General features: G+C 70.8%; 28 protein-coding genes and 3 tRNA genes. 13 read left to right on the top strand and 18 right to left on the bottom strand.

The window, feature by feature from the left end; all coding sequences use genetic code 11:
- Positions 1–19 precede the first annotated feature (19 nt).
- Positions 20–433, top strand: coding sequence for a CoA-binding protein (locus tag AFL01nite_RS04340; RefSeq protein ID WP_146825932.1), 414 nt, complete (start codon positions 20–22; stop codon positions 431–433).
- Between the two features lie 4 nt (positions 434–437).
- On the opposite strand, the gene AFL01nite_RS04335 is transcribed toward AFL01nite_RS04340, so the two are convergent.
- Both AFL01nite_RS04335 and dtd read right to left on the bottom strand, forming a co-directional pair.
- Positions 438–1,544, bottom strand: a complete 1,107-nt coding sequence (locus AFL01nite_RS04335; RefSeq protein ID WP_146825931.1) for an LCP family protein — start codon at positions 1,542–1,544, stop codon at positions 438–440.
- Between the two features lie 60 nt (positions 1,545–1,604).
- A complete protein-coding gene (gene dtd, locus AFL01nite_RS04330; RefSeq protein WP_146825930.1) occupies positions 1,605–2,030 on the bottom strand; it encodes a D-aminoacyl-tRNA deacylase in 426 nt (141 codons plus the stop codon).
- A gap of 48 nt (positions 2,031–2,078) precedes the next feature.
- Here dtd and AFL01nite_RS04325 point away from each other — a divergent pair, with 48 nt between their 5' ends.
- From AFL01nite_RS04325 to AFL01nite_RS04315, 3 genes are read left to right on the top strand one after another with little or no spacing between them, the layout of a single operon-like run.
- Positions 2,079–2,573: a heme-binding beta-barrel domain-containing protein gene (locus tag AFL01nite_RS04325; RefSeq protein ID WP_146825929.1), complete on the top strand. Its 495-nt coding sequence runs from the start codon at positions 2,079–2,081 to the stop codon at positions 2,571–2,573.
- Positions 2,566–3,495, top strand: a complete 930-nt coding sequence (gene ygfZ, locus AFL01nite_RS04320) for a CAF17-like 4Fe-4S cluster assembly/insertion protein YgfZ (RefSeq protein WP_146825928.1) — start codon at positions 2,566–2,568, stop codon at positions 3,493–3,495. The genes AFL01nite_RS04325 and ygfZ overlap by 8 nt, the downstream gene beginning before the upstream one ends.
- Positions 3,495–5,252: a DEAD/DEAH box helicase gene (locus AFL01nite_RS04315; protein ID WP_146825927.1), complete on the top strand. Its 1,758-nt coding sequence runs from the start codon at positions 3,495–3,497 to the stop codon at positions 5,250–5,252. Before ygfZ ends, AFL01nite_RS04315 begins: the two co-directional genes overlap by 1 nt.
- 33 nt (positions 5,253–5,285) lie before the next feature.
- Here AFL01nite_RS04315 and AFL01nite_RS04310 read toward each other — a convergent pair whose 3' ends face one another.
- The 3 genes from AFL01nite_RS04310 to AFL01nite_RS04300 all read right to left on the bottom strand — a co-directional run bounded on the left by AFL01nite_RS04310 (position 5,286) and on the right by AFL01nite_RS04300 (position 9,640).
- Positions 5,286–6,584 carry an endonuclease/exonuclease/phosphatase family protein gene (locus AFL01nite_RS04310; protein ID WP_146825926.1) on the bottom strand — a complete coding sequence of 433 codons (1,299 nt, stop codon included), beginning with the start codon at positions 6,582–6,584 and terminating at the stop codon, positions 5,286–5,288.
- A 68-nt stretch (positions 6,585–6,652) separates the two neighbouring features.
- Positions 6,653–8,161 (bottom strand): endonuclease/exonuclease/phosphatase family protein, encoded by a 1,509-nt coding sequence (locus tag AFL01nite_RS04305; protein WP_146825925.1) that lies wholly within the window; start codon positions 8,159–8,161, stop codon positions 6,653–6,655.
- 9 nt (positions 8,162–8,170) lie between these two features.
- Positions 8,171–9,640, bottom strand: a complete 1,470-nt coding sequence (locus AFL01nite_RS04300; RefSeq protein ID WP_146825924.1) for an exonuclease/endonuclease/phosphatase family protein — start codon at positions 9,638–9,640, stop codon at positions 8,171–8,173.
- 145 nt (positions 9,641–9,785) lie between these two features.
- Between AFL01nite_RS04300 and AFL01nite_RS04295 the strand changes: the two genes are divergently transcribed.
- The 3 genes from AFL01nite_RS04295 to AFL01nite_RS04285 all read left to right on the top strand — a co-directional run bounded on the left by AFL01nite_RS04295 (position 9,786) and on the right by AFL01nite_RS04285 (position 11,228).
- A complete protein-coding gene (locus tag AFL01nite_RS04295) occupies positions 9,786–10,169 on the top strand; it encodes a helix-turn-helix domain-containing protein (RefSeq protein ID WP_186813807.1) in 384 nt (127 codons plus the stop codon).
- Entirely contained in the window at positions 10,166–10,909 is a 744-nt protein-coding gene (locus AFL01nite_RS15265) for a hypothetical protein (protein WP_186813806.1), read from the top strand. Before AFL01nite_RS04295 ends, AFL01nite_RS15265 begins: the two co-directional genes overlap by 4 nt.
- 67 nt (positions 10,910–10,976) lie before the next feature.
- A complete protein-coding gene (locus tag AFL01nite_RS04285) occupies positions 10,977–11,228 on the top strand; it encodes a DUF2516 family protein (RefSeq protein ID WP_146825923.1) in 252 nt (83 codons plus the stop codon).
- 13 nt (positions 11,229–11,241) lie between these two features.
- Here AFL01nite_RS04285 and AFL01nite_RS04280 read toward each other — a convergent pair whose 3' ends face one another.
- From AFL01nite_RS04280 to typA, 3 genes are all read right to left on the bottom strand, one after another.
- On the bottom strand, positions 11,242–12,168 hold the full coding sequence (locus AFL01nite_RS04280; protein WP_146825922.1) for a hypothetical protein: 927 nt from the start codon (positions 12,166–12,168) through the stop codon (positions 11,242–11,244).
- Entirely contained in the window at positions 12,165–12,500 is a 336-nt protein-coding gene (locus AFL01nite_RS15685; RefSeq protein WP_146825921.1) for a PadR family transcriptional regulator, read from the bottom strand. Before AFL01nite_RS15685 ends, AFL01nite_RS04280 begins: the two co-directional genes overlap by 4 nt.
- A 116-nt stretch (positions 12,501–12,616) precedes the next feature.
- Positions 12,617–14,494 (bottom strand): translational GTPase TypA, encoded by a 1,878-nt coding sequence (typA, locus tag AFL01nite_RS04270; RefSeq protein WP_146825920.1) that lies wholly within the window; start codon positions 14,492–14,494, stop codon positions 12,617–12,619.
- A gap of 101 nt (positions 14,495–14,595) precedes the next feature.
- On the opposite strand from typA, the gene AFL01nite_RS04265 reads away from it, so the two are divergent.
- The 3 genes from AFL01nite_RS04265 to AFL01nite_RS04255 all read left to right on the top strand — a co-directional run bounded on the left by AFL01nite_RS04265 (position 14,596) and on the right by AFL01nite_RS04255 (position 17,374).
- Positions 14,596–15,054, top strand: a complete 459-nt coding sequence (locus AFL01nite_RS04265; RefSeq protein ID WP_146825919.1) for a MarR family winged helix-turn-helix transcriptional regulator — start codon at positions 14,596–14,598, stop codon at positions 15,052–15,054.
- The gene (locus tag AFL01nite_RS04260; RefSeq protein ID WP_146825918.1) at positions 15,035–16,648 is read left to right on the top strand and encodes a DHA2 family efflux MFS transporter permease subunit; all 1,614 of its coding nucleotides are present in this window, start codon (positions 15,035–15,037) and stop codon (positions 16,646–16,648) included. The genes AFL01nite_RS04265 and AFL01nite_RS04260 overlap by 20 nt, the downstream gene beginning before the upstream one ends.
- Positions 16,649–16,732: 84 nt before the next feature.
- Complete coding sequence (locus AFL01nite_RS04255; protein ID WP_146825917.1) at positions 16,733–17,374, top strand: LysE family translocator; 642 nt, start codon at positions 16,733–16,735, stop codon at positions 17,372–17,374.
- Between the two features lie 6 nt (positions 17,375–17,380).
- On the opposite strand, the gene AFL01nite_RS04250 is transcribed toward AFL01nite_RS04255, so the two are convergent.
- Positions 17,381–18,661 carry a glycoside hydrolase domain-containing protein gene (locus AFL01nite_RS04250; protein ID WP_146825916.1) on the bottom strand — a complete coding sequence of 427 codons (1,281 nt, stop codon included), beginning with the start codon at positions 18,659–18,661 and terminating at the stop codon, positions 17,381–17,383.
- Between the two features lie 103 nt (positions 18,662–18,764).
- On the opposite strand from AFL01nite_RS04250, the gene AFL01nite_RS04245 reads away from it, so the two are divergent.
- Entirely contained in the window at positions 18,765–19,703 is a 939-nt protein-coding gene (locus tag AFL01nite_RS04245) for a hypothetical protein (protein WP_146825915.1), read from the top strand.
- Positions 19,704–19,719: 16 nt separating this feature from the next.
- Here the strand turns inward: AFL01nite_RS04245 and AFL01nite_RS04240 are convergent, their stop codons facing one another.
- The 9 genes from AFL01nite_RS04240 to AFL01nite_RS04200 form a co-directional block, all read right to left on the bottom strand.
- Positions 19,720–20,388 (bottom strand): response regulator, encoded by a 669-nt coding sequence (locus AFL01nite_RS04240; RefSeq protein ID WP_146825914.1) that lies wholly within the window; start codon positions 20,386–20,388, stop codon positions 19,720–19,722.
- Entirely contained in the window at positions 20,381–21,532 is a 1,152-nt protein-coding gene (macS, locus tag AFL01nite_RS04235; protein ID WP_146825913.1) for a MacS family sensor histidine kinase, read from the bottom strand. The genes AFL01nite_RS04240 and macS overlap by 8 nt, the downstream gene beginning before the upstream one ends.
- A gap of 75 nt (positions 21,533–21,607) precedes the next feature.
- Positions 21,608–21,684, bottom strand: a tRNA-Phe gene (locus tag AFL01nite_RS04230).
- Between the two features lie 120 nt (positions 21,685–21,804).
- Positions 21,805–21,881 (bottom strand) — tRNA-Asp (locus AFL01nite_RS04225).
- 70 nt (positions 21,882–21,951) lie between these two features.
- Entirely contained in the window at positions 21,952–22,818 is an 867-nt protein-coding gene (gene gluQRS, locus AFL01nite_RS04220; protein ID WP_146825912.1) for a tRNA glutamyl-Q(34) synthetase GluQRS, read from the bottom strand.
- A gap of 30 nt (positions 22,819–22,848) precedes the next feature.
- Positions 22,849–23,583: an MBL fold metallo-hydrolase gene (locus AFL01nite_RS04215; protein WP_146825911.1), complete on the bottom strand. Its 735-nt coding sequence runs from the start codon at positions 23,581–23,583 to the stop codon at positions 22,849–22,851.
- Between the two features lie 58 nt (positions 23,584–23,641).
- Positions 23,642–24,115: a nitroreductase/quinone reductase family protein gene (locus AFL01nite_RS04210; protein WP_146825910.1), complete on the bottom strand. Its 474-nt coding sequence runs from the start codon at positions 24,113–24,115 to the stop codon at positions 23,642–23,644.
- A gap of 78 nt (positions 24,116–24,193) precedes the next feature.
- Positions 24,194–24,802: a DUF2238 domain-containing protein gene (locus AFL01nite_RS04205; RefSeq protein ID WP_146825909.1), complete on the bottom strand. Its 609-nt coding sequence runs from the start codon at positions 24,800–24,802 to the stop codon at positions 24,194–24,196.
- A 40-nt stretch (positions 24,803–24,842) separates the two neighbouring features.
- Positions 24,843–24,918: transfer RNA gene (locus tag AFL01nite_RS04200), tRNA-Glu, on the bottom strand.
- 140 nt (positions 24,919–25,058) lie between these two features.
- On the opposite strand from AFL01nite_RS04200, the gene AFL01nite_RS04195 reads away from it, so the two are divergent.
- On the top strand, positions 25,059–25,409 hold the full coding sequence (locus AFL01nite_RS04195) for a metallopeptidase family protein (protein WP_146825908.1): 351 nt from the start codon (positions 25,059–25,061) through the stop codon (positions 25,407–25,409).
- Complete coding sequence (locus tag AFL01nite_RS04190) at positions 25,402–26,073, top strand: pirin family protein (RefSeq protein ID WP_146825907.1); 672 nt, start codon at positions 25,402–25,404, stop codon at positions 26,071–26,073. The genes AFL01nite_RS04195 and AFL01nite_RS04190 overlap by 8 nt, the downstream gene beginning before the upstream one ends.
- The last annotated feature ends 6 nt before the right edge of the window (positions 26,074–26,079 follow it).

The raw sequence follows: 26,079 nt of genomic DNA, 5'->3' as shown, positions 1-26,079 counted from the left end.
ACGGCGCTACGGTCGTGCCATGAGCAGCTCCTGGCAGGATCCCGAGGCCGTGTCGCTGATGCTGGACGACCTGCAGACGTGGGCGATCGTCGGGCTGTCGGACAACCCGTCGCGCACGGCCCACTCGATCGCGCAGCTGCTGCAGGCCCGCGGCAAGCGCATCGTCCCGGTCCACCCCGACGCGCCGGTCGTGCTGGGGGAGCAGGGCTACGCGACGCTCGCCGACGTGCCGTTCCCGATCGACGTCGTGGACGTCTTCCGGCGCTCCGAGCAGGCCGGCCCGTTCGCCGACCAGGCGGTGCAGGTCGGTGCGAAGGCCGTGTGGTTCCAGCTCGGCGTGATCGACGTGGCCGCCTTCGATCGCACGATCGCCGCCGGCGTGCCGATGGTGATGGACACCTGCCCGGCGATCGAGTGGAACCGCCGCGGGTGATCGGTCAGGAGACCTCTTCGGCGTCCGGCAGGACGTCGTCGGGGTACTTCTCGAGGTAGGCGCGCATGGTGTCGTCGCCGAGCGCGTCGAACAGCTCCTCCAGCTTGTCCTCCTGCAGGACGACGATGCTGCCGTAGGTCGGGTCGGTGTCGGTGCCCTGCACCGGAGCCGTCATGAAGGTGACGTCGTCGGTCGTGATGCCGCGCAGGGACAGCGCCAGCTTGGCCATCGCGGTGCCCGACCAGCCCTCGTCGACCGTCAGGTTGTCCGTCAGGGCCGAGACCGTCCGGGTGAGCTTGCGGGGGTTCGAGGTCACTCCCGAGCTGAGCATCTTGCCCATCAGCGACCGCATGAAGTTCTGCTGGCGCTTGATGCGGTCGAAGTCGCCGCCGGCCAGCCCGTACCGGGTGCGCACGTACTGCAGCGCCTTGTTCCCCTCGAGCGTCTGCCGGCCCGCGTTCCACTGGACCTTCTGCTGGGGGTCGTAGAAGGACCGCGGGATGGTGACCTCGACGCCACCGACGGCGCTCGAGAGGTCCTTGAACCCGGCCCAGTCGATGATCGTCAGGTGGTCCATCCGCAGGCCGGTGAGCTTCTCGACCGTGTTGATGGTGGCGAGCGGACCTCCGGCGCTGAACGCCGCATTGATCTTCTCGGAGTGGTCGGTCCGGCCCTTCGCGTCGTAGACCGGCACGAAGGAGTCACGCGGGACCGAGACCAGGTAGACCTTCTTCCGGTCGGCCGGGATGTGCACGATCATCAGGGTGTCGCTGCGGTACTTGCCGACGGGCCAGTCACCGGAGGCGGCGTCCTCGGCGATCGTCGTGCCCTGGGGCTGGCCCTTCCTGGGCTCACCCTTGTCCGACCCGAGCAGCAGGATGTTGAGCGCCCGGCCCTCGTCGGGGTCCGGCGCGTTCTTCGCGTTGAGCCGGACGGTCTCGACGTCGTCGAGCTGGCGCTTGAGGTTCCAGGCGTACGCGGCGCCGCCCACGAGCGGCAGCAGGACGATCAGCACGACCGACCACACCACGGCCGGGTGCCGCTGGCGGAAGGAACGACGGTTCGACGCACGCGATCCGGGCTTCCGGACCGGTTCGGGGGCGTCGCTCACCAGGGCTCTCCTCGTCGTCGATCAACCTTCCCAGTATGGCGTTCCATGCTGAGAGGGCCCTCAGGATTCCAGCGTGATCGTCACGGGTCCGTCGTTGACCAGCTCGACCGCCATGTCGGCGCCGAACACGCCGCGCGCGACGGGCACGCCGGCCTCCTGGACCGCGGCGCAGAACGCCTCGTACAACGGCTCGGCGACCGGGCCGGGCGCCGCGGCGCCCCACGACGGACGTCGGCCCTTGCGGGTGTCGGCGTGGAGCGTGAACTGGCTGATCGCCAGGACGCCGCCGCCGGTCTCGTCGACCGACTGCTCGCCGGCCATGATGCGCAGCCGCACGATCTTGGTCGCCAGGCGCCGGGCGTCGTCGGCCGTGTCGCCGTGCGCGACCCCCACCAGCACCACCAGCCCCGGGCCGTCGAGCCGGCCCACGACCTCGTCGGCGACGCGCACCTCGGCGCGGCTCGCCCGTTGCACCACTGCACGCATGGCAGGAGCGTAGCGGCGGCGTCGTGCCCGGCCGATAGCATGGAACCCATGGCCTTCCAGATCCCCAGCGACCTGCACCCCGATCTGATGCCGGTGGCGTGGCTCCTCGGGACCTGGCACGGCAACGGTCGCGGCGAATATCCCACGATCGACGCCTTCGGCTTCGAGCAGGACGTGGTGTTCGCGCACGACGGCCGGCCCTTCCTGCACTACTTCAGCCGCACGTGGATCACCGACGACGCCGGCGAGCGGGTGCGCCCCGGCGCGCTCGAGACCGGCTTTCTGCGCCCCTCGGAGGACGGCAAGGTCGAGCTGGTCCTCGCACACCCCACCGGCTACGCCGAGATCTGGTACGGCGAGACCGAGGGGGCCCGCATCACGCTGGCCACCGACGTCGTCGCCCGCACGGTCACCGCCAAGGAGTACACGGCCGGCCAGCGCATGTACGGCCTCGTCGAGGGAGCGTTGATGTACGCCTACGACATGGCCGCCGAGGGCCAGCCCATGCAGTCGCACCTGTGGGGAAAGCTCGAGCGTGTCTAGCCCCCTGCTGGACCGCCCGGGCGCGGTCGAGGCCGACGGTGGCCTCGACGCCGGTGTCGCGGTGCACTACGGCTCGTCCTTCGCGGCCGAGCAGCGCACGCTGCTGTCGGGCGAGGGCTTCGTCGACCTCTCGCACCGTGACGTCCTGCGGGTCACCGGTCCGGACCGACTCACCTGGCTGCACTCGCTGACCACGCAGTACCTCGAGGGCCTGGCCGCCGGCCGCTGGACCGACGTCCTGCTGCTGTCGCCGCAGGGCCGCATCGAGCACGACTTCAGCGGCGTCGACGACGGCGAGACGTTCTGGGCCCACACCGAGCCCGGTGCCGGCGCCGCCCTGATCACGTTCCTCGACCGGATGCGCTTCATGTCGCGCGTCGAGGTCGCCGCGGTCGACGACCGCTTCGTCGTGGGGCGCTACGCCGACGGCCTCGTCACCGAGTTCGTCGACGACCTCGCCACCGTCCCCGGCACGCCGGTCGGCCTCTTCGCCTGGGAGGCGCTGCGGATCGCCGCGGGCCGTCCCCGGTTCGGGCTCGACACCGACGAGCGCACCATCCCCAACGAGGTCGGCCTGCTCGGCTCGGCCGTCCACCTCGACAAGGGCTGCTACCGCGGCCAGGAGACGGTGGCGCGCGTCCACAACCTCGGTCGGCCGCCGCGCCGGCTGACCCTGCTGCACCTCGACGGCTCCGTCGACCACCTGCCCCCGCACGGCGCCGACGTCCTGCACGACGGCAAGGTCGTCGGACAGGTCGGCAGCGCCGCCCGGCACCACGAGCTGGGGCCCATCGCCCTGGCTCTCCTGAAGCGCAACACTCCGGTGGACGCGACGCTCCTGGCCGACGGCGTCGCCGCCGCGCAGGAGCCGATCGTCGACCCCGACGCAGGCCTGCACGTGCGGGCCGGATTGAACCTCTGATGACCGAAGACCCCACGCCCACCCCGCTCTCGTTCGACGACCTCGGCCTCGACGAGTCGCTCGTCCAGGTCGTCCGTGCCCTCGGGTACGAGACGCCCAGCCCGATCCAGGGCCAGGCCATCCCGGCCCTGCTCAAGGGCGGTGACGTCGTGGGCCTGGCCCAGACCGGCACCGGCAAGACCGCGGCGTTCGCGCTGCCGATGGTGCAGCGCCTCGATCCCGGCTCGAGCAAGACGCAGGCCCTCGTCCTGGCACCCACGCGTGAGCTGGCGCTGCAGGTCAGCGAGGCGATCCAGAGCTACTCCTCCGGCACCGGGCTGAAGGTCCTGCCGGTGTACGGCGGCCAGAGCTACGGCGCGCAGCTGTCGGGACTCAAGCGCGGCGCGCAGGTCGTCGTCGGCACCCCCGGTCGCGTCATCGATCACCTCGAGCGCGGCTCGCTCGACCTCTCGGCCCTGGAGATGCTCGTCCTGGACGAGGCCGACGAGATGCTCAACATGGGCTTCGCCGAGGACGTCGAGCGGATCCTGGCCGACACCCCCGAGTACAAGCAGGTCGCCCTGTTCTCGGCCACCATGCCGCCCGGCATCCGCCGTCTGGCCAAGCGCTACCTGCACGACCCGCAGGACATCTCCACCCCGCAGGCCACGCGCAGCACGACGAACGTGCGCCAGCGCTGGATGCCGGTCTCGCACCACAACAAGCTCGACGCGCTGACGCGGGTGCTCGAGGTCGAGCAGGGCGACGCCATGCTGATCTTCGTGCGCACGAAGTCGGCCACCGAGGAGCTCGCCGAGAAGCTGCGCAGCCGCGGCTACACCGTGGCCGCCCTCAACGGCGACCTTGCCCAGGCCCAGCGCGAGCGCACCGTCGGCCAGCTCAAGAGCGGTGTCATCGACATCGTGGTCGCCACCGACGTCGCCGCTCGCGGCCTCGACGTCGACCGGATCACGCACGTCGTCAACTACGACATCCCGCACGACCCCGAGGCGTACGTGCACCGCATCGGCCGCACGGGCCGCGCCGGCCGCTCGGGCGACGCGATCGTCTTCGTCACCCCGCGCGAGCGCGGCATGCTCAAGTCCCTCGAGCGGGTCTCGGGCCGCACGGTCGAGCAGATGGCCGTGCCGACCCCCGACGAGGTCAACGCCAAGCGTGCCGACCGGTTCGCCGGCTCGATCACCACCGCGATGGGCAACCCGCAGTTCAGCAGCTACAAGGAGCTGGTCGAGCAGTACGCCCAGCAGCACGACGTCGACATGACCGACATCGCCGCCGCCCTGGCCGTGATGAGCCAGGACGACAAGGAGTTCTTCCTGCGTCCCGACCCGCCGCAGGAGAAGCGCGAGCCGCGCGAGAGGCGCGAGCCGCGTGAGCGCACCGAGCGGCCCTCGTCCGACGGCATGGCGGTCTACCGCCTCGCGGTGGGCAAGCGCCACAAGATCCGGCCCTCGATGGTCGTGGGCGCGCTGGCGAACGAGGGCGGGCTCAAGCGCTCGGACTTCGGCAAGATCACGATCGGCATCGAGCACACGCTCGTGGAGCTGCCCGCCGACCTGCCCGACGCCGTGTTCGACGCCCTCTCGGGCACGCGCATCTCGGGTCGCAAGATCGACCTGCAGCCCGATGCGGGCCGTCCCGGCGGCGAGCGCAAGAAGCCGTACACCAAGCCCGCGGGCAGGTACGCCAAGTCCTCGGAGAAGTCCTCCTCCAAGCCCGCCGGCAAGGACAAGAAGCCCCGGCACAAGAAGGACTGACCGTCCTCCGCTGTCTGGTGGCGGGCTCGGGTCTCAGGAGACCTGCGCGCGCACCAGCAGCGGGTGGTGGTCCGACGGCAGCGGGGCGACGAAGCGGCCGCCGGCCATCTTGCCCGCGTTGGTCCACGACAGGACGCGGGTGCGACCGGGACGGACCCACACCTTGTCGACGTGGTCGCCCCACGTCACGCCGATGACCGGCTTCGTGAGCCACTTCGGGTTGGCCGTGTTCATGTGCTGGCGCGACAGGGACTGGGCCTGCTCGTAGCTGTCCCAGAACCCGAATCGTTTCATCGCGGTCTCCACGAGGGCGTGGTTCGACCGGCTGCGGTTGGTGTTGAAGTCGCCCAGGACGACGATCGGCGTGCGGGCGAAGCTGCGGCCCCACCAGTCGAGCTGGGCCTGCAGTTGGGTGAAGATGTCGTTCGCCTGGGAGGCGCGGTAGCGCGCATTGGCGTTCGAGCTGCCGGTGAGCAGGTGCGCGCCGACGAACAGGACCTCCTGGCCGCTGGCTCGGTGCCGCAGCATGGCCCACGGTGCGGCCTTGCCCGGAGGGTCGGTGATGCCGTCGAGCGGCAGGACGCACGGGTCGACGGGCACCGGCTCTCCCTCGTCGTCGCGCAGCACGCGGTTGCGGGAGTCGCGCATCACCGGGCACTCGGCCGACTCCTGCTCGGGCGGCAGCTCCTGCTGGACCTGCTCGAACGCCGCGGTGCGGTAGAAGATCCGGTTGTCCTTGCCGCCGAGCGTCTCGGTGTAGCCGGGGATGACCGCGCCGCGCCACTGGCTGGCCTCCTGCACCGCCAGGACGTCGGGCCGGAGCCGCTGCACCTCGCTGACGACCAGCGGCAGGCGCGTCTGCCACCGGCTGCACGCGTTGGAGCAGACGTTGTAGCTCATCAGCCGGTAGGCCGGGTGGCGCTGCGTGTCGAGGCTGGCGGACGCCGTGGGCGTCACGCGCGCGATGCGCGCCGATCGCTTGCCGGCGCTCTTGCCGTTCACGGCGCGGACCTGGAACCAGTAGGTGCGGTTCCGCTTGAGCTTCGTGATCGTGGCCTTCGGGGACTTCACGGTGGCGCGCGGCCGGGTGACCTGGGAGACCTTCTCGCGGGAGTACGCGACGAAGACCTGGTACTTCTTCGCCCGCGTGGCGCGAGGCCAGGCGAGCTTGACCTTGGCATACTGCTTGCCACCGGAGGCGTACGTCGAGGCGCCGGTGACCGACACCAGGCCGACCGTGCCGGGCTTCTTCGAAGCCGCGTCCGCAGGGGTGCCGAGCATGGCCGCGGTGAGCACGGCGATCAGGGCACAGCCCAGCAGACGAAGGCGCATGGACGAGAGCCTAAGCCGCAGGCGTCCCTCCAGTCACATCCTTCGTCCAAAAAGTCCCCGCACGGTCGTCAGTTGACCGTGCCCGGATCGACGTCCTCAGGGATCTCCACGGGCACCTTCGTCACCTCGGTGGGCTTCGTGACGGCATCGTCCTCGTCGCGCTCGAGGCCGAGCGTGGCGACGATCATGTTGTGGTCGGACAGCCACCGACCCACGTAGGTGGTGCCCGCGAGCGCGGCCCACTGCTTCCACGCCGGGACGGCCCAGGCGTCGGAGACGTAGATGTGGTCGACGTGGTCGTGGGACACGATCGCCCGGTCGCCGCGCCGGCTGCCGGTGTTGACCTGCGCGTTCTCGGTGTCCTCGGCGACCTCGACCGTGTCGCGGTACCCGCCGGCGCGGACGATCGGGCCGACGGAGTCGCCCCGGCGGTGCGTGCCGGAGTTGAAGTCGCCCGCCATCACGACGGGATCGCGGTCGGGGTTGATCCCGGCCAGCGCGCCCATCAGCGTGCGCATCTCGGAGGCGCGCTGACCGGTCTTCTGGTGACCGCTGAGCAGGTGGACGCTGACGACGACGAACGGGCGCTCGGTCTCGCGGTCGACGAGCCGGGCCCAGGCGGCCCAGCGGCCGTGCCCGAGCGCCCAGCGCCCGCCGGCGACCTGCTCGAACTTCTCCGACGAGTAGAGGATGTAGCGGGAGTTGCCACCGCCGTCGGCCATGACGAGCTTGCGGGGCCCGCCGCTGAAGGCCGCGCGTGTGGTGGGACCGACGCGCCCACCGCCGGCCTCCTGAAGGGCCATGATGTCGACGCCGGACTCGTGGACCTGGGCGGCCTGGGCGCCGACGCGCCCGCCGAAGCCGTCGCACGCCTCGGCGCAGATGTTCCACGACCCGATCGAGAGCTCCGAGTCGGCCGGGGGCGTGGTGATCCGAACCGGGGGACCGAACGCGCTGACGCCGGCCTCGCCCACGGCGCGGACGCGCAGCCAGTACGTGCTCTCGGGCTTGAGGGACGACGTGGCGAACGCGGTGCCGCCCCGGGCGAGGCGTCGCACCTGCTCGGGCAGCTCGCCCTTCGTGCGGGACACGGCGACGTCGTAGGTGGTGGCGTAGTCGGCCGGCTTCCACGTCACGACCGCGCCCTCGGGCGCCGTGCGCTTGACCTTCGGTCGGGGCGGGACGTCGGGCAGCAGCGTGACCGTGCCCTCGACCGCGAGCGCGGTGGCGCCGTCCTCGACGGCCTCGACCCGGTAGGCGACGCGGCCCTTCGGGTCGGCGGCCTCCGGTGCGCGCAGCACGGCCTCGGGCTCGGTGGTCAGGACGGTGCGGGCGGGCCGGGCGAGGTCGTCGCCCAGGGACACCCGGTACTGGCTCCCGTTGCCCGCCCAGGCCAGCGACACCTGGCGCGGGTCGACGTCGACCGAGACCACCTTCAGATAGGGCGACTCGACCCCGGCGAGCGCGACGACGGGGCCGTGACCGTCGGGATCGGTGGTGGCGGCCATGACCGCGGCGCCCGCGGTCAGCACGACCCCCGCGCCGAGGAGGCACAAGGAGCGAAAAAGACCGGGCACGCCCGCATCCTACGGGGTCGCGAGGACCAGCTTCGCGACGACGGGATTGTGGTCCGACGGGAACGGGGTCGCGTACTGGCGGCCGTCCTGGGTGTCGATGACGTTGGCCGGCATGGACCACGATTCCACCGCGATCCCGGTCAGCGGGACGTAGATCGCGTCGACGTGGTGGCCGTGCGCCTTGGGCGTCGGCACGCCGCCGTTGGCACTGTTGAGGACGGCGTTGATGGCGTCCGTCGTGCGGTCGAGCGAGTTCACGACGCCCAGGCGCGCGAAGCGCTCCCTCGGGGCGTCGAAGCCGCCCGGGTAGTTGGCCTGGTTCGCGTTCGAGGCGTTCGAGTTCCAGTCGCCGGCCCAAACGACCGGCAGGCCGTGCACGTTGCGCGCCCTGACCTTGGAGACGAGGCGAGCGGTCTGCTGGTCGCGCAGGATGTCGCGGGCGGCACCCTTGTGCGGCTCGAGGTGGACGTTCGCGACGAAGAACGCGGTGCCGGCGCTGCGGTCGCGCAGCACGTTCCACGTGGCGTAGCGCTTGCGGTCGGCGTCGAGCGCGAACCAGCCGCCGTCGACCGCGGCGAAGCGCGAGGAGCGGAAGTAGATGGTCTTGGCGCTCTTGGAGGCACCGCGCGTGAAGCCCGGCAGCTCGGTGTGGAACGCCGTCTTCGTGCCCGACTCCTGCGTGGCGACGATGTCGGGGGTCGCCGATCGCACGACGGCGCCGGCGAGGGGCTTGCGGACGGCCCACGGCGGGACGTTCTGCAGGAACCAGGCGTCGTTCCCGGGGCGGCACTTGTCCTCGCCGCACAGGTTGTATGTGGCGACCGTGGCCCGCACCGGCACGGGCGCCAGCTTGACCTGCGAGACCGGGCCCCACGCGCCCTTGACCGTGCCGTTCGTGCCCCGGACGCGGGCGAAGTAGGTCATGCCGCCGTTGAGACCGGTGACCGTCGCCCGGAGGCCGGACCGGCCGGTGGTGCGCACGCCGGAGCGGAAGTCGCGGCTGGTCGCGAGCTGGAACTGGTAGCCGCTCGCGTTCCTGGTGCGTGACCACACGTAGTTGAGGTAGTGGCCGCGCCCGCCGGTGGCGCGGTTGGCCGTGCCGCGGGCGACGCGGAGGTCGGCCCGCTTCCACCTGGTCGGGGTCGCGTGCTTGCGGCCGCGGTAGGGCGTGACCCGGAAGTAGAAGTCGTGCCCGGAGTTGGGCGCGAGCCGGCGGAACGTGACCGAGGTCTTGCGGGTGCGGACCTTGCGGACGCAGCGCCGGGACTTCGGCGCGGTCTTGACGCAGACGGCGAAGACCGTGGCGCGCTTCGGGCGCTTCCAGGCGATGCGCAAGGTGGTGGTGGTCGTCGCGGAGCGGATCTTCGTGATCTTGGCGGGCCGCTTGCCGGCGGCTTCGGCGCTCGTGGCCGGGGCGATCAGGAGGGTGCCGGTGAGGGCGAGCGCCAGCAGGGCGCGACGGTACATCGTGGCAGTCATGGGGCCGGACTGGGAAAGGGAAGGGCGCCGCCCGGGAGCACTATCGGCGTCCACAGGCTAACCCGCGGTTGCACCGCTTCCGGGCAGCGTGTCCGGTGCATCACACTTGCTTGCATTTGCTAACTTTTGCAAGCACGCTGGAGGCATGGGGAAGCTGAACATGCCAGATGCGGTCGGGTCGGCCATGGGGTCGCTCGGCGAGTACCTGCGCGACCAGCGCACCCAGGCGCAGATGTCACTTCGACAGCTGGCCGAGCTCGCGGACGTCTCGAACCCGTACCTCAGCCAGATCGAACGTGGCTTGCGCAAACCGTCCGCCGAGGTGCTGCAGCAGATCGCGAAGGCACTGAGGATCTCGGCCGAGTCGCTCTACGTCCGCGCCGGCATCCTCGATGCCGAGCAGTCGGGAGCGTACCTGGTCGAGGACGTCATCGACCGCGATCCGCGGTTGACCGCACGCCAGAAGGCGGCGCTGCGGGACATCTACCGTTCGTTCGTCGGAACCGCAGACCTCGAGGAGAGACCATGAGCATCACCGACACCATCAACGCCCAGATCAAGTCCGTCCTGGACGACATCCGCGCCCTGCCCGCGTCCGTCAAGGGCATCGACGTGGCCGGCCTGCAGAAGAAGGCCGAGACCCTGGCGCAGACCGCGCTCGGCTCGGCCACGGCCGCCTACTCCGACCTCGTCAAGAAGAGCGACGACCTCGTCGGCCTGGCCAAGGGCCTGACCGTCGACGACGTCAAGGCCGCCGCGGAGGACTTCGCCGGGCGGGCCGAGGTCTTCGTCGCCGAGCTGCGCGGCAAGGTCGCCGACGCCAAGGTCGACGACCTCAAGAGCGCGGTCGACGACTTCCGCGAGAAGGCCGACGACCTGGTCGACGACCTCAAGGAGAAGGCCGAGGAGGTCATCGACGAGCTGACCGCCAAGGCCGAGAACCTCACCGGCAAGGCCGCCGAGGCCGTCGAGGACGCCACCGGCACCGCCGGTGCCGCCGCGGCGTCGTTCGCCAGCTCGGCCCGGATCCGCAAGGCCACCGCGCCGGCGGGCTCCGCGACCAAGGCGCCGGCCACGAAGGCCCCGGCGGCGAAGTCCACCACCGCCAAGAAGGCCCCGGCCGCGAAGAAGGCCTCGACCACGAAGTCGACCGCCGCGAAGAAGGCCCCGGCCGCGAAGAAGGCCACGACGAGCACGACGGCCAAGAAGGCGCCGGCCAAGAAGGCTCCCGCGAAGAAGACGACCGCCGCGAAGAAGGCCACGTCCTGACGCTCGGTTCGCACCGAATCCACGGTGGGCATCACCTTCGGGTGGTGCCCACCGTAGTCTTCCCTCCATGGTTTTCGTGACCCCGGTGATCTGGTGGCTGCTGCTGTGCACCAAGGTGTTCGCCCTGGTCGACTGCGTCCGCCGCAAGCCCTACGACTTCGAGATGGCCGGCACGCTCCCCAAGAACGTCTGGCTGATCATCCTGCCGTTGTCGATCTTCGTCGACGTCGTCTTCCGCGACCCGATCAGCATCCTGCCGTTGCTCGGCACGGTCGCGGCCCTGGTGTACCTGGCCCAGACGCGCGGCTCCGGCTACTGACGCCCCGCGCCCCTCAGCCGGCGGCCTGTGCCTTGCGGAAGCCGTCGAAGGCCTCCCAGGCGCTGACCAGGCCCACGCCGACCGCGATCCCGCGCAGGACCTGCTCCACCACGGCGGGGTCCCAGTCGAAGTGCGCGACCAGCTCGGGGTTGACGATCGACCCGTCCAGCAGCAGCGCGATGGTCGGCACGGCGAAGAGCAGGGTCAACCCGAGGTTCGCCCAGGCCGCCGGCCAGGTCCAGCCACGGCGGTAGACCCACACCGCGTGTGCGAGCTCGAGCGCGAGCGTCACCAGCACGAGCGGCAGGTACCACGACCACAGGTCGGGGTCGAGTACCGCGAGCCGGTCGCCGTCCTCGACGAACGGCGGGGAGACGTGCTGCCACACCAGCAGCGCGGCGAAGAACGGCAGGAAGACGCCGGCGGCGACGAGGTCGCCCAGCCCGGTGCCGGCCCTGGGGTCGGGCAACTGGTCGACCGACCAGGTGTCCGCGTCCGACGGTGCGCTGATCCCGGTCCAGTCCAGGACGACGAAGACCAGCGTGGTCCAGAAGACCAGGTGCACGACCATCTCGAGCAGCGTCCAGACCCCGCCGCCGATGATGGCGCCCACGGAGTCGCCCTCGAAAGCGCCGACGGTCATCGTGATCGCGGCGACGATCGGCGCGACGGTGACCACGAGCAGAGCGGTGAGGCGCAGCCACGGGAAGAACATCCGCGGTCCGAGCAGAGCGGGCTCGCGACCGATGTACTCGACCCCGATGCGCAGCGGGTCGCCGAGGATCTCGAGGGCCTCGCGCTCGGCCTCGGGCCGCCCGCCCTGCGCCTCGACGGTGTCCTCGATCCGCTCGCGCAGCTCGGCCTCGACCTCGTGTCGGACCCGTCCGGGCATCCAGCGGGTGGCGGCGTGGACGTAGCGGTCGGTCAGCGTCGTCGTCATCGGGTTCCTCCGTCGGTCAGCCGCCCCAGGGCGGCGTCGATCTCGTGCCAGTCGGTCAGCAGGGCGTCGATCAACCGCTCGCCCTCGGCGCTGGTCCGGTAGAACTTCCGCGGCCTGGCGTCCTCGGTGTTCCACTCGCTGGTCAGCAGTCCCTGCTTCTCGAGGCGGCGCAGCAGCGGGTAGAGCGTGTTGCCGTCCACCGCGATGCCGGCCGCGGCCAGCGACTCCAGCAGCCCGTAGCCGTAGCCCGGGGTGCGCAGGGTCAGCAGGGACGCCAGCACGACCGTGCCGCGGCGCAGCTCCTGCAGGTGCTGCTGGGTCAACTCGTCCATGGATCACACGTTACTGTGCGACGCACAGTATGCGCAAGACGCACAGGTTGGGGGACTTCTGGAAACGACGAACGCCCACCGCCGGGAGGCGGTGGGCGTTCGAGGCGCGGATCAGGTCACTTGCGCTTGCGCGCGGTGCGGTTGCGCTCGCCGGCGTCCAGCACCACCTTGCGGATGCGCACGTTGGTCGGGGTGACCTCGACGCACTCGTCCTCGCGGCAGAACTCCAGGCACTGCTCGAGCGACAGCTTCTTCGGCGGGATGACCTTCTCGAAGTTGTCAGCGGTCGAGGAGCGCACGTTCGACTGCTTCTTCTCCTTGGTGATGTTGACGTCCATGTCGTCATCACGGGAGTTCTCGCCGACGATCATGCCCTCATAGACCTCGGTGCCCGGCTCGACGAACAGCGTGCCGCGCTCCTGCAGGTTGGTCATCGCGAAGGAGGTGACGGCGCCGGAACGGTCGGCGACGAGCGAGCCCGAGGGGCGCGTCGAGATCTCGCCGAACCAGGGCTCGTAGCCCTCGGAGATGTGGTGCGCGATGCCCGTGCCGCGGGTGTCGGTGAGGAACTCGGTGCGGAAGCCGATCAGGCCGCGGGCCGGGACCAGGAACTCCATGCGGACCCAGCCGGTGCCGTGGTTGACCATCTGCTCCATGCGGCCCTTGCGGACGGCCAGCAGCTGCGTGATGCCGCCGAGGTACTCCTCGGGGGCGTCGATCGTCAGGCGCTCGACGGGCTCGTGCAGCTTGCCGTTGATCTCGCGCGTGACGACCTGCGGCTTGCCGACGGTGAGCTCGTAGCCCTCGCGGCGCATCTGCTCGACGAGGATGGCCAGCGCCAGCTCACCACGGCCCTGGACCTCCCACGCGTCCGGGCGCTCGGTGGGCAGCACGCGGATCGAGACGTTGCCGATGAGCTCGGACTCGAGGCGGTCCTTGACCAGGCGGGCGGTGACCTTGGTGCCCTTCTCGCGACCGGCCAGCGGCGACGTGTTCGTGCCGATGGTCATCGAGATGGCCGGCTCGTCGACGTGGATGAGGGGCAGCGCGATGGGGTTCTCGGGGTCGGCCAGGGTCTCGCCGATGTTGATGTCGCTGATGCCGGCGATGGCGACGATGTCGCCGGGGCGGGCCAGCTCGCCGGGCTTGCGGTCGAGGGCCTCGGTGATCAGCAGCTCGGTGATCTTGACGCGCTCGACCGAGCCGTCGCGCTTCATCCACGCGACCTGCTGGCCCTTCTTGAGCTCGCCCTCCTCGACGCGCACGAGCGCCAGGCGGCCCAGGAAGGGGGAGGAGTCGAGGTTGGTGACGTGGGCCTGCAGCGGCGCGCCCTCGGTGTACTCGGGGGCCGGGACGGACTCCATGATCGTCTGGAAGAGCGGGATGAGGTTCTCGCCCTCGGGCAGGGTGCCGTCCGCGGGACGCTCGAGCGAGGCGATGCCGGCCTTGCCGGAGGCGTAGACGACGGGGAAGTCGAGCGCGTCGTCGGCGGCGTCCTCGGGCAGCAGGTCCATGAACAGGTCGTAGGTCTCGTCGACGACCTCGGCGATGCGGGCGTCGGGACGGTCGACCTTGTTGACGACCAGGATGACGGGCATCTTGGCCAGCAGGGCCTTGCGCAGGACGAAGCGGGTCTGGGGGAGCGGGCCCTCGGAGGCGTCGACCAGGAGCACGACGGCGTCGACCATCGACAGGCCGCGCTCGACCTCGCCACCGAAGTCGGCGTGGCCGGGGGTGTCGATGATGTTGATCGTGACGGCGTTGCCGGGGATGTCCTCGGTGCCGGGTCCGTAGTACTTGACCGCGGTGTTCTTCGCGAGGATGGTGATGCCCTTCTCGCGCTCGAGATCACCGGAGTCCATGACCCGATCGGTCACTTCCTGGTGGTCGGAGTACGCGCCCTGCTGTTGGAGCATCGCGTCGACGAGGGTGGTCTTGCCGTGGTCGACGTGGGCGACGATGGCGACATTGCGCAGATCAGAGCGTGTAGGCACTCGCACGATTCTACGGCAGGTTCGCAACTCCCTTGTCCGCGCAGCCCGTAACGAAGGTCACGTACCCGCAATAGTTGCAGGTGCGTTAGTGTTTCCCGGTCATGACCGACCCTGCCCATGCCTGCGCCTTCGATGCCGTCCGCGATTTCCTGGGACGGGTCTTCACGACCGCCGAGGGCGAGTCGCTGGAGGCCGTCGCCGGTCTGAAACTGTCGTTCACGCAGGCCAGACTGGTGTTCGCCCTGGCCCATCACGACGATCCGGTCCCCATCGGGGACCTGGCCGACTCGGTGGGTCTGTCCGCCGCCGCCGCCGGACGCAACATCGAACAACTGGTGCGCAAGAAGCTCATCGTGCGCACCGAGAATCCGCAGGACCGACGGGTGAAGTTCGTCGCCGTCTCCGACCGAGGTCGCGAGCTGGCCGGGAGTCACCTCAAGTCAAAGGAGGACGCCGTGCGCCGACTGCTCGACGACCTCGACCCCGCACAATGCCTCGCGCTCACCGAGGCCCTCCAGCCACTCGTGAAGGAAGTTCCCGATGTCAGCCAGTCCTCCTGAAGGAGTCAGCGTCGACGACGACAAGATCACTCCGGAGATCCTCAAGATCGCCGGCGTGGTCGTCCTCGGCGCCATCATGTCCATCCTGGACGTCACGGTCGTCAACGTCGCCCTGCCGACGTTCCAGACCGAGCTCTCCAGCACCGACGAGCCGCTGAAGTACGCGACCGTCGCCTGGACGGCCACCGCCTACATGCTCGCGCTGGCGGCCGTCATCCCGCTCACCGGCTGGGCCGCCGACCGGTTCGGCACCAAGCGGCTCTACATGACCGCGATCGCCCTGTTCACGCTCGGCTCGCTGCTGTGCGCCACCGCGTGGAACATCGAGTCGCTCATCGCCTTCCGCGTCCTGCAGGGACTCGGCGGCGGCATGCTGATGCCGCTGGGCATGACGATCATGACCCGCGCCGCGGGTCCGCACCGGATGGGCCGCCTCATGGCGATCCTGGGCATCCCGATGCTGCTCGGCCCGATCATGGGCCCGATCCTCGGCGGCATCCTGATCGACCAGGCGTCGTGGCACTGGGTCTTCCTGATCAACCTGCCGATCGGCATCGTCGGCCTGGTCTACGCCAGCCGCGTGCTGCCCAAGGACTCCCCGGAGCCCAGTGAGCGGCTCGACGTCGTCGGCATGCTGCTGATGTCGCCCGGTCTGGCGCTGCTGCTCTACGGCATCTCCTCCATCCCGGGCGAGGGCACCGCGATGGCCGCCAAGGTCATCGTCCCGGCCGTCATCGGCGTCCTGCTGATCGGCGCGTTCGTCGTGTACTCGTTCAAGCCGCAGCACCCGCTGCTCGACTTGCGTCTGCTGGGCAACCGCAACCTGCGCGTCTCGCTCATCGTCATGTTCCTGTTCGCCAGCGCGTTCTTCGGCGCGCTGCTGCTGGTGCCGACGTACTTCCAGCAGGTCCACGGCGAGTCGGTCCTGATGGCCGGACTCCTGGTGGCCCCGCAGGGCATCGGCGCGATGCTGACGATGCCGATCGCCGGCGCGCTCGTCGACCGGATCCCGGTCGGCCGGATCGTCCCGTTCGGCTTCATCGGCATCCTGGTCGGCATGTTCGGTCTGGCCACCAGCACCGATCCCGGCACGCCGTACTGGCACATCATCGGCTGGCTGTTCGTCATGGGCCTGGGCATGGGCGGCACGATGATGCCGATCTTCACCTCGGCGCTGAAGACCTTGACCAACCAGGAGGTGGCCCGCGGCTCGACGCTGCTCAACGTCGTGCAGCAGGTCGCCAGTGCCTCCGGCATCGCGGTCATCTCGGTGGTCCTGACCAACGGCATGCAGCGCGGCTCGGTCATCCCGGGCTCCGACAAGATCCCCGGGGTCGAGGACGGCCTGACCGGCGCCCAGCTGGCCGCGCAGTCCTACACCGACAACGGTGGTGGACTCGTCGAGATGCTCGGCGTGACGCCCGACCAGCTGCAGGCCGGGTTCAGCGACCTGGCCGACGCGTTCTCGCAGTCGTACTGGGTGGCCTTCGCGGTGCTGCTCGCCACGTTGATCCCGGTGGCGTTCCTGCCCCGCAAGAGCGAGCCGGCGCACCTGCTCGACGACGAGGGCAAGCCCCCGGTCGTCATGCACTGACGCTGGACGAACGAACGGCCCACCCGGTTCCGGCCGGGTGGGCCGTTCCTCGTTCCGGCGGTGCCGCTGGACTACGGTGCTGGCGTGCCTCCCGTCGAGTCCCTGCTGGCGTTCGCGCTGGCCTCGCTGGTCCTGATCGTCGTCCCGGGCCCCAGCGTGCTGTTCGTCGTCGGACGGTCGCTGGCCCACGGGCGGCGCACGGGGATCCTCAGCGTGCTCGGCAACGGGCTCGGCGGCGTCCCGCTCGTCGCGGCGGTCGCGCTGGGGATCGGGGCCGTCGTGGCCGAGTCCGCCGCCGTGTTCACGGCCGTCAAGGTCGTCGGAGCCGCGTACCTGGCGTACCTCGGTGTGAAGGCTTGGCGCGGTGGACGCGACGAGGGAGCGCTCACCGACGGTGCGGCGGCGGCACCCGCCTCGCCGTGGCGCGCTCTGGCGGAGGGCTTCGCGGTCGGGGTGACCAACCCCAAGACGATCGTCTTCTTCGTCGCCGTGCTGCCGCAGTTCGTCGACCTCGAGGCCGGTGCAGTGGCGTCGCAGATGCTGGTCCTGGGCGTGGTCTTCCTGGCGATCGCCGTGGTGTCCGACTCGGGGTGGGCGCTGGCGGCCGGCGCCGCGCGCGACTGGTTCGTCAGCTCGCCGGCGCGGCTCGCCGCGGTCCGCCGTGCGGGCGGCGCGATGCTGGTCGGGCTGGCCGGCGTCCTGCTGGTCGCCGGGCACCGGCGCTGAGGCGACTCAGCGGCGACCGGCCTGCAGCGCGGCCCAGACCCGGACGTCCGCGGTCTGGTAGGCGGGCAGCCCCATCCGCTTGCGGTAGGCGCGGACCGCGCTCGTGGTGCGGGCGTCGTAGATGCCGGTGACCTTGACCTTCTGGCCCGAGGCGCGCAGGGAGCGCTGGAGCCGGTGGACGGGCTCACCCACCTCGCCGCGCTTCAGGGCGATCGGCGTCGAGCCGCGGGACAGCAGCGCCGTCCACAGCGCGCGGGACGTCGAACCGGTCTGCTTCCATCCCAGCTCGCGGCGGTAGGCCTTGACCGCCTTCGTCGTGCGCGCGTTCCAACGGCCCGTCACCGTGGTCTTGTAGCCGCTGCGGCGCAGCAGGCACTGCAGGAGCTTGACGTCCTTGCCGCGCGAGCCGGCCTTCACGGAGCGGTACCGGGACAGGGTCGGCGACATCTTGCAGACCTTGCGCTCCTTCTTGGCGCGGGAGCCGCCACCGACGGTGAGGACGTTCTTGTCGATCGTGACCTTCTCTCCGCCGTACGTGAGGGCCACGTTGTTGTGGTACTGGTGCACCCGGTTGCGCGTCCACAGCGAGCTCGACAGGTACGGGCCGCCGTCGGTGTTGGCGCGTCGGTTGGTCCAGGCGAACCACATCTGGTCGGGGAAGTCGAAGCCCTTGCGCTGCGCCAGCCGGGCGGCGTTGACGGACTGGATGGCGGCAGAGCCGCTGGAGTACAGGCCGACCTTGTACTTGCGCTGGTGGACCCGCTGGACGAACGCGTCGATGAACGTCAGCACCACGGCGTCGCACCGGCGGTTGGTCCGGTCGTACCACTCGATGTCGAGGTAGACGGCGTTCCCCTTCGCGAAGCCGAAGTACGCGGCGCGCCGCACGGCCTCGTCGGCGTCCGCTCGGGCCTGCCGGCGCGCGGTGGTGCCCACGGACGACATCCGGAGCTTCTTCGACTTCGAATCGAAGCACGGCGCCTGGTAGCCGACGTGGATCGGCATGAACAGCCAGCCCCGGTTCGCCTGACGCTTGACCCACGCAGGGCTGAGGTACGGCTGCTTCGCGTCGTCGCAGTACCGGGAGTTGCCCGAGGTGTAGATGCCGACGACCGCGTAGGGCGAGGCGACGTTCCAGGCGTCCATCGTCCGGTCGGACGGCGACACGCAGGTGTCGAAGGCGTACCCGGTGAAGCGCTTCGGCGAGCTGGGCTTCGCAGCGTGGGCCGGGGCGGCGACCGCCAGGGCGACGAACAATGAGGTCAGGACGATTCCGAGCCGGCGCATCTGGTCAGCGTAGGCGACGGAACACGGATCGTCGCCTGTCCAGCGTCAAGATGAGTACTCGCACTCATGACGTCGGGAGCATCGTCCCGACAGGCTGAGAGGCATGAACCACCGACTCCTCGCGGCCGCCGCCGCCGCGCTCGCCCTGCCCCTCCTGGCCGCCTGTGCGGGCATCAGTCGTGCCGGTGCCGCCGAGGACCTGCGCGGAGCCCTCGCCGAGCTGCCCGGCGTGACGGACGTCGACCTTCGGTACACGGAGCCGGTGGTGCTGGACTCGGGAAAGCTGGAGTTCCGGGTCGCCATGGCGCAGGACGCCGAGGCCGACGACGTCGTCGCGGTGGTGGCGCGAACGTACGAGAGCTTCGCGGGCACCCACCACGGTGAGGAGGGCGACCTCTTCGTCACCCTCGGTGACGACACGGTCCATGTGCGCAGCTTCGATCCCGACGCCGAGGTGGAGGCCGTGGAACAGGCTGCGGAGGACGCGGTCACGGTGTTCCCCACGGCCTCGGTCAACGCGGACATCAACACCCAGGACGTCGCGACGTCGCCCCACGTCTTCACGAGGTTCACCGTCACCATCGGCGAACAGGACGGTGACAGTGTGCTGCGGATGCTGGCGAGGCTCGAGCGCAGGCACGGCGACATCGCGAACGCCGGGTGGGACGTCCAGACCCGCGACGACGAGACCGGGTGGGAGCTCGGGTCGAGCTCGGGGTTCCCCAGCTCGCAGCAACGTGCCTTCTACGACCGTCTCCGCACCGACCTGCCGACGGGCGCGACGATCATGCTGACCGACGACTACGCCACGGCACAGGTGCCGGCCTCGGCGACGCCGGCGGAGGTCTCGGCGATGGCCGGGCGGCACCTCGAGCAGCTGGGTGGGGTGAAACAGGCGTTCTACACGCTCACGTCCGGCGAGAGTTTCTACGCGATGATCAGTGGCGGCGACTGCCTCTTCTCGGCGGACGAGACCGGCGGCAGGCTCAAGCAGGACTTCGGCGCCGACTGCACGAAGGTCTCCGTCGCGACCGAGGAGTGAAGAAGGTGTGGAGCGCTCAGGCGTCGCCGATGCCGCGTTCGATCGCGTAGCGGGTCAGCTCCACCCGGTTGTGCATCCGGAGCTTGCCCAGGATGCTCTGGACGTGGTTCTGCACCGTGCGGTGCGACAGCACCAGGCGCTCGGCGATCTGACGGTAGGCCATGCCGGTGGCGACCATCCTCAGGATCTCGGTCTCGCGAGCGGTGAGTCGCGCCTCCGGGGGTGCGCTCGCGCCGCCGTGCGAGGGGCCCTCGAACTCGCCCAGCACCAGTCCGGCCAAGCCCGGGGTGAACACCGGGATGCCGTCGGCCACACGGCGCACGGCCTCGAGCAGGTCCTCGCGCGACGCGGACTTCACCAGGTACCCCGTCGCACCGGCCTTGACGGCGGCCAGCACGTCGGCCGACTCGCCGGAGGCGGACAGCACCAGGATCCGGATCGACGGGTCCTGGCGCACGACCTCGGCCGTGACCTCGATGCCGTCCGGGGAGGGGATCTGCAGGTCGAGCAGCAGGACGTCCGGGCGTGCCGCGGGGAACCGGGCCAGTGCCTCCCGGCCGGTGCTGGCGACCCCCACGACGGTGAGCCCCGCCTGCCTGAGGTCGCGCTCGACGGCGTTGCGCCACATCGGGTGGTCGTCCACCACCATCACCCGGATGGCACGGGGATCCTCGATCTCACTCATGACGACGACCGTAGGCCGTGTCGGGTCGTTCTCGTGGGACCGCGAACCTCCACTCGGTGCCGAAGGTCCCGGTCGCCACCTCGGCGGTGCCGCCCAGGTCGCGGATCCGACCACGGATCGATCCCGAGACGCCGAGCCTGCCCTCGGCGGCGGCGATCTCGAGCCGGCCGGGCGCGATGCCGGGCCCGTCGTCGCGCACCGACACCTCGACCCGGTCCTGCCGGTCCTGCAGCAGCACCCAGGCCGGTGCGTCCTCGCCCACGTGCAACCGGACGTTGTCGAGGCAGGCCCGGACGGCGGCGACCACCTCGAGGGCCGTCGCTGCCCCCATCTCCACGGGGTGGCCGGGCGTGGACACGGTCACGCCGGGAAGCTCCTCCAGTCCGGTGAGCGCGGTCGCGAGGTCGAAGGTGTCGGCGTCGACCGACAGGGAGTCCTGCGCACGGATCAGGCGTCGGAGCCGATCCTCCTGCTCCCCCGCGAGGGCGCCGAGTTCACCCAGGTCGCCGCCGAGCTCGCGACCACGCCGCTGGACCAGGGCGAGCACCTGCAGGACTCCGTCGTGGACGGCGCGTGCCAGACGCGCGCGCTCAGCCGCTGCCGTTGCCTCGCGCTGGGCGGCCTCGCGCTCGGCAGCCATCGTCTGCAAGGAGGCACACAGGTACCCGACGATCGTTCCGGCCAGGATCAGCAGGAACGCGTTGCCGACGTCGGACTGACGCAGTTCCTCGCGGGGGACGATGTCGGCGACGGCGAGCACCACGCCGGCCATGAAGCCACCCCGCCAGCCGAAGCGCAGCGCCGCGGCCAGCAGTGCCCCGGCCACCCAGAAGCCGGGCACGGTGGCGCGGTACCCCTCGCCCTTCACCCAGGGTGTGACGAGCATCAGGACGACGGCCAGGGCGAGGTCGACGACGACGAGCTGAGCCGTGCGCAGGCGCGGTCGGCCGTAGGAGACGTTCGCCACGAAGGTCCACAGCACCATCACCGCCACGCACGCGACCGCGGCCTCGGGGTGCTGGAAGTTGTCGCGTCGGTGGATGTTCCATCCGACGGCGTTGAGCAGCAGGACGACGCGCACGATGCCGAGGGCGGCGAAGAGCTGGTCCTCGATGGCTCTGGCTGTCGGCAAGGAGGCACTCACACGCCGCAGTGTCCCACTGCCGGAGCGGAGGCGGCTGAACGAGGAGAACCCCGGCGCGGAGCCGGGGTTCTCAGGTGGTGGCCAGGGCCGGGGTCGAACCGGCGACCTTCCGCTTTTCAGGCGGACGCTCGTACCAACTGAGCTACCTGGCCGTGCTCTCACGAGCGACGTTCACCCTACCGCACCACCGGCGGCGGATCGACACCGGTGGTCTCGTGCGCAACTGGTGAAAGACGAAACCCCGCCCCCCGAAAGGGGCGGGGTTTCAGCACTGGCGACCCCGACGGGACTCGAACCCGCGACCTCCGCCGTGACAGGGCGGCGCGCTAACCAACTGCGCCACGGGGCCTCATGCTGTGCGGTTGAACCGCGACCGCAAGCCTACCTGACGCCCTCCGGAGGCACCAAAACGGGGGTGGTCAAGACGTCAGGATCCACGGTTTCCGGGGGAGATCGGCAGGGTCCAGTTCGGCCAACAGGGCCTCCGGCGAGCGTGCCCTCACGCCCAGGGAGTCCCCGATCAGGTCCCACACCGTCCCGGGCGAGAGGTCGCGCAGGGTGACCGCGCCGTCGCGCTTGGCCAGCCGCCTGCCTGCGGCGTTCAGGGCCAGCGGGACGTGCGCGTACGCCGGCTCGGGCAGGCCGAGCAGGTGGGCGAGGTGCGCCTGCGCGGGGGCGACGTCCAGCAGGTCGTCGCCGCGGACGACCTGGTCGACTCCCTGCTCGCCGTCGTCCACGACGACCGCGAGGTTGTAGGCATGGGCGCCGTCGCCGCGACGCAGCACCACGTCGTCGACGTGTCCGTCCACCTCGCCGTGCAGCGCGTCGTGGATCACCCAGCGGTCGGCCTGGGCGCGGAGCCGGATGGCCGGGACGCGCTCGGCGCGACGCTCGGCGCGCTCGGCCTCCGTGAGGTCGCGGCAGGTGCCGGGGTACGCGCCGGGCGGGTGGTGCGGGGCCCGGACCGCCTCGGCGACCTCGCGCCGGGTGCAGAAGCACTCGAAGGTCAGCCCGGCGTCGGTGAGCCGGTCCAGCGCCGCGGCGTACCGGTCGTCCCGCTCGGACTGCCGGACGACGGGCGGGTCCCAGGTCAGGCCGAGGGCGGCGAGGTCCTCGAGCTGGGTGCGCTCGAACTCGGGCCGAGACCGTTGCCGGTCGAGGTCCTCGACGCGGACGAGGAAGCTCCGGTCGGTCGCGCGGGCGAACAGCCACGCCAGGATCGCGGTGCGCAGGTTCCCCAGGTGCAGGTCGCCCGAGGGCGACGGGGCGAAGCGACCGGCAGACACGCGGTCGAGCCTAGTGTCCGGGTCGCGGGCTCAGGCGATCTCGGTGTGCCGGGCCGACTCGACGGCCGCGACCGCCCCGTCGTGCCACGGCTCGCCGTGGCCGGGCAGCACCAGGCGCGCGCCCGTCTCGGCGATCCGGTCGAGCGACCTGCGTGCCGACGGGGCGTCCCGGGTGCCGGCCTGCGCGACGATCCGGGGCCCGCGTCGTCCGGTGTACGGGTCGAGGGTGACCAGGGCGTCCCCGGTGAAGACCGTGTCGAGCTCGGGGACGTGCAGGACGCAGTGGCCGTCGGTGTGCCCCGGCGTCGGCACGACGGTGACGCCGGCCGGCGCGGACCCGATGTCCAGCGTCTCGAGGAGCTCCACGCCCTCCACCCGCAGGGCGCCCGCGAGCACCATGGGACCCAGCACGCGCAACGACGCGGGGTACAGCAGCGGGTACAGCAGGCGCGGGCGACCCGGTCGGTAGCGGTAGGGATGCGCCGCGATGCGGTGGTCGCCCGGGTGCACCCACACGCGGGCGCCGGACTCGCGCTGGGCCCGGGCGGCGAAGCCGAGGTGGTCGAAGTGGGCGTGGGTCACGACGACGTCGGTCACCTCATCCCAGCGCCGTCCCAGTGCCTGCAGCGCCTCGTGCGTGAGCCGCCACGTGCGCGGCAGGCCGGCGTCGACGAACACCAGGCCCCCGGCCAGCTCCATCACGTAGCAGTTGGTGCCGGCGTCCTCGATGCGGACGATCCCGTGCTCCAGTCGGCTGATCCCCATGTCGCCCTCCGATCGCTGTGCCGGTGGCGTACCCCGGACGGGCGGGACCATGCTCCCGTCAGGCGCGTGGGACGGACTTCTCGGTCAGCCGCACCACGGGGATCGCGCGGTCGGTCTTCTGCTCGTAGCCGGCGAACTGCGGGGCCGACGCGATGATCGACGCCAGGGCGGCCTCGCGCTCGGCGCCGTGCAGCTGCTCGGCCATGACGGGCACCGAGCGGCCGTCGACCTCGATCGTGACGTCGTCGGGATGGGCGGCGAGGTTGTGGAACCAGGCCGGGTTCCGCACGGCGCCGTTGGCCGAGGCGACGACGAGCCACGACCCGTTCTCGCCCGGGAACCAGCCCACCGGCGTCTCGCGCTTCTCACCCGTCTTCGCGCCCGTGGTGTTCAGGACCAGGACCTTCATGGGGCCCATCGTCACCGACCCGGTCTTGCGGGCGCGCCACACGACGACCCGGTTGACCAGCCGGAGCAGGGGATTGCTCGTGCTCTTCCTGCCGCGCGTTCCGCGGGGAGTGTCGAAGCTCATCGGTGCCTCTCGCAGGTCGGTCTCCCCGAACGTAGCCGACGCGAGGGGCGGGGTCGATGCCTCGGACCCTCGCCCTGGTCAGCGGCGGGCGTCGGCCGCGAGCACGCTCGCCGCGTCGACCGGGGTGCGCAGCCAGCGCCAGTAGATCCAGATGCCGAGCGCGGAGCCGGTGGAGTTCAGGATCATGTCGGTCATCGTGTCGGCGTAGCCGCGCGAATGGTGCGTCGACTGCAGCTGGTCCGAGGCCCACTCGCCGATCTCCCACAGCGAGCCGATGCCCAGCCAGGAGAGCCACAGCGCGACCAGCAGCAGCGCGGCGGTGTCGGCGCGGTAGCGGTGCAGCACCAGGCGCGCGATGCCCGTCGTGCTGACGAGCGAGAACGTGAAGTGGGCGAAGTCGTCGTACCACCAGATGCGGTCGTAGAAGTTCAGTCCCCAGCCCAGGACGGCACCCAGGACCACGATCGTCAGGCCGGTCAGGACCACCGGATCGCGCAGGGTCTGCCACAGTGCGATGCAGGCGATCACGCTCGCGGCCATCGTGAGGCGGGTGAAGTGGTCGCTTGCGGTCAGCCCCACCACGGCGGCGCCGATCATCACCAGGATCGTGAACGACATGGCCGCCCAGTGCAGGCGAGGGTTCTCCTCGTCCACCGCGGCGGTGGGCGGAAGGCTTCTCTGGGGCATGGGGAACTGATCTGGTTCTGTCGGGGACGGGGTGCGGCGTTGGTACCCCCTACGGGATTCGAACCCGCGCTACCGCCTTGAAAGGGCGGCGTCCTAGGCCGCTAGACGAAGGGGGCCGGACAACCAGACCAGCATAGGGCACCGCGTCCCGGTCCCTGAGCGCAGCGCTGGCAGTGACGTTCGCGGGGTGCCTACCGGCGTGTCGACCCTGGAAACGTCACGCCCAGCGCTTCGCGCGCCGCCCTAGACTCGGCTCGTGATCGACGTCGACCCCGACCGGTTCGAGGAACTGGTGACCGCCGCGCTGGCCGACGTCCCCCGCGAGCTGGCCGACCGGCTCGACAACGTGGTGCTGTTCATCGAGGACGACGCACCCTCGCACGATCCGCACCTGCTGGGGCTCTACGACGGCATCCCACTGACCGAGCGCGACTCGACCTACGCCGGCGTCGTGCCCGACCGCATCTTCGTCTACCGCAATCCCACGCTGGCGATCTGCGAGACCGAGGAGGACGTGGTCGAGGAGGTCCGCATCACCGTCGTGCACGAGATCGCGCACTTCTTCGGCATCGACGACGCCCGGCTGCACGAGCTCGGCTATGCCTGAGCCGCGCGTCGTCCGCCGCGCCGCCGACCGGTTCCACACCCTCGCCGACGGCACCGAGACGTTCCACGCGTTCTCCTACGGGCGGCACTACGACCCCGAGCGCGTCGGTTTCGGTCCGGTCGTCGCGATCAACGAGGAGCGGCTCGCGCCCGGGGCGGGGTACGACGAGCACCACCACAGCGACGCCGAGATCGTCACCTGGGTGCTCGAGGGCGTGCTGGCGCACGAGGACTCCACGGGCGAGCGCGGCGAGGTCCGCGCGGGCGTGGCCCAGCGGCTCAGCGCCGGTGCGGGCGTCACCCACGCCGAGCGCAACGGGAGCGCCACCGAGCCGCTGCGCTTCGTGCAGATGATGCTCCGCAGTCGGAACGGGGAGGCGCCCGAGTACGCGTCGGCCGTCGTTCCCGACGGGCCCGGTCTCCACGACACGGTGCCCGTGCACGCCGACGCGCGGCTGGTCGTGGCGCGGCCGCGCGGGGACGACGTCCTCACGGTCGCCGCGGAGTACGGCGCGCTGGTCCACGTCACCCGCGGTCCGGTGACGATCGACGGCGAGTCGCTGGGCGAGGGCGACGAGCTCCAGATCACGGGAGCGGCCGACCTGCGGATCAGGGGGCGGGACGCCGAGGTCTTGGTCTGGTTCTTCGTCGGTCCGCAGCGATAGCCTGCG

The sequence above is a fragment of the Aeromicrobium flavum genome, assembly GCF_007992115.1.
GTDB classification, from domain to species: domain Bacteria; phylum Actinomycetota; class Actinomycetes; order Propionibacteriales; family Nocardioidaceae; genus Aeromicrobium; species Aeromicrobium flavum.
Note: the sequence above shows the minus strand (reverse complement) of the source record. Positions and strands in the feature narration are given on the sequence as shown.

What these genes read in the sequence shown, in the direction of transcription:
- AFL01nite_RS04340 (WP_146825932.1), top strand. Translation starts at nt 20, where the DNA reads ATGAGCAGCTCCTGGCAGGATCCCGAGGCCGTGTCGCTGATGCTGGAC.
- dtd (WP_146825930.1), bottom strand. Translation starts at nt 2,030, where the DNA reads ATGCGTGCAGTGGTGCAACGGGCGAGCCGCGCCGAGGTGCGCGTCGCC.
- AFL01nite_RS04325 (WP_146825929.1), top strand. Translation starts at nt 2,079, where the DNA reads ATGGCCTTCCAGATCCCCAGCGACCTGCACCCCGATCTGATGCCGGTG.
- AFL01nite_RS04315 (WP_146825927.1), top strand. Translation starts at nt 3,495, where the DNA reads ATGACCGAAGACCCCACGCCCACCCCGCTCTCGTTCGACGACCTCGGC.
- AFL01nite_RS04310 (WP_146825926.1), bottom strand. Translation starts at nt 6,584, where the DNA reads ATGCGCCTTCGTCTGCTGGGCTGTGCCCTGATCGCCGTGCTCACCGCG.
- AFL01nite_RS04300 (WP_146825924.1), bottom strand. Translation starts at nt 9,640, where the DNA reads ATGACTGCCACGATGTACCGTCGCGCCCTGCTGGCGCTCGCCCTCACC.
- AFL01nite_RS04295 (WP_186813807.1), top strand. Translation starts at nt 9,786, where the DNA reads ATGGGGAAGCTGAACATGCCAGATGCGGTCGGGTCGGCCATGGGGTCG.
- AFL01nite_RS15265 (WP_186813806.1), top strand. Translation starts at nt 10,166, where the DNA reads ATGAGCATCACCGACACCATCAACGCCCAGATCAAGTCCGTCCTGGAC.
- AFL01nite_RS04285 (WP_146825923.1), top strand. Translation starts at nt 10,977, where the DNA reads ATGGTTTTCGTGACCCCGGTGATCTGGTGGCTGCTGCTGTGCACCAAG.
- AFL01nite_RS04280 (WP_146825922.1), bottom strand. Translation starts at nt 12,168, where the DNA reads ATGACGACGACGCTGACCGACCGCTACGTCCACGCCGCCACCCGCTGG.
- AFL01nite_RS15685 (WP_146825921.1), bottom strand. Translation starts at nt 12,500, where the DNA reads ATGGACGAGTTGACCCAGCAGCACCTGCAGGAGCTGCGCCGCGGCACG.
- AFL01nite_RS04265 (WP_146825919.1), top strand. Translation starts at nt 14,596, where the DNA reads ATGACCGACCCTGCCCATGCCTGCGCCTTCGATGCCGTCCGCGATTTC.
- AFL01nite_RS04260 (WP_146825918.1), top strand. Translation starts at nt 15,035, where the DNA reads ATGTCAGCCAGTCCTCCTGAAGGAGTCAGCGTCGACGACGACAAGATC.
- AFL01nite_RS04250 (WP_146825916.1), bottom strand. Translation starts at nt 18,661, where the DNA reads ATGCGCCGGCTCGGAATCGTCCTGACCTCATTGTTCGTCGCCCTGGCG.
- AFL01nite_RS04245 (WP_146825915.1), top strand. Translation starts at nt 18,765, where the DNA reads ATGAACCACCGACTCCTCGCGGCCGCCGCCGCCGCGCTCGCCCTGCCC.
- AFL01nite_RS04240 (WP_146825914.1), bottom strand. Translation starts at nt 20,388, where the DNA reads ATGAGTGAGATCGAGGATCCCCGTGCCATCCGGGTGATGGTGGTGGAC.
- AFL01nite_RS04215 (WP_146825911.1), bottom strand. Translation starts at nt 23,583, where the DNA reads ATGGGGATCAGCCGACTGGAGCACGGGATCGTCCGCATCGAGGACGCC.
- AFL01nite_RS04210 (WP_146825910.1), bottom strand. Translation starts at nt 24,115, where the DNA reads ATGAGCTTCGACACTCCCCGCGGAACGCGCGGCAGGAAGAGCACGAGC.
- AFL01nite_RS04205 (WP_146825909.1), bottom strand. Translation starts at nt 24,802, where the DNA reads ATGCCCCAGAGAAGCCTTCCGCCCACCGCCGCGGTGGACGAGGAGAAC.
- AFL01nite_RS04190 (WP_146825907.1), top strand. Translation starts at nt 25,402, where the DNA reads ATGCCTGAGCCGCGCGTCGTCCGCCGCGCCGCCGACCGGTTCCACACC.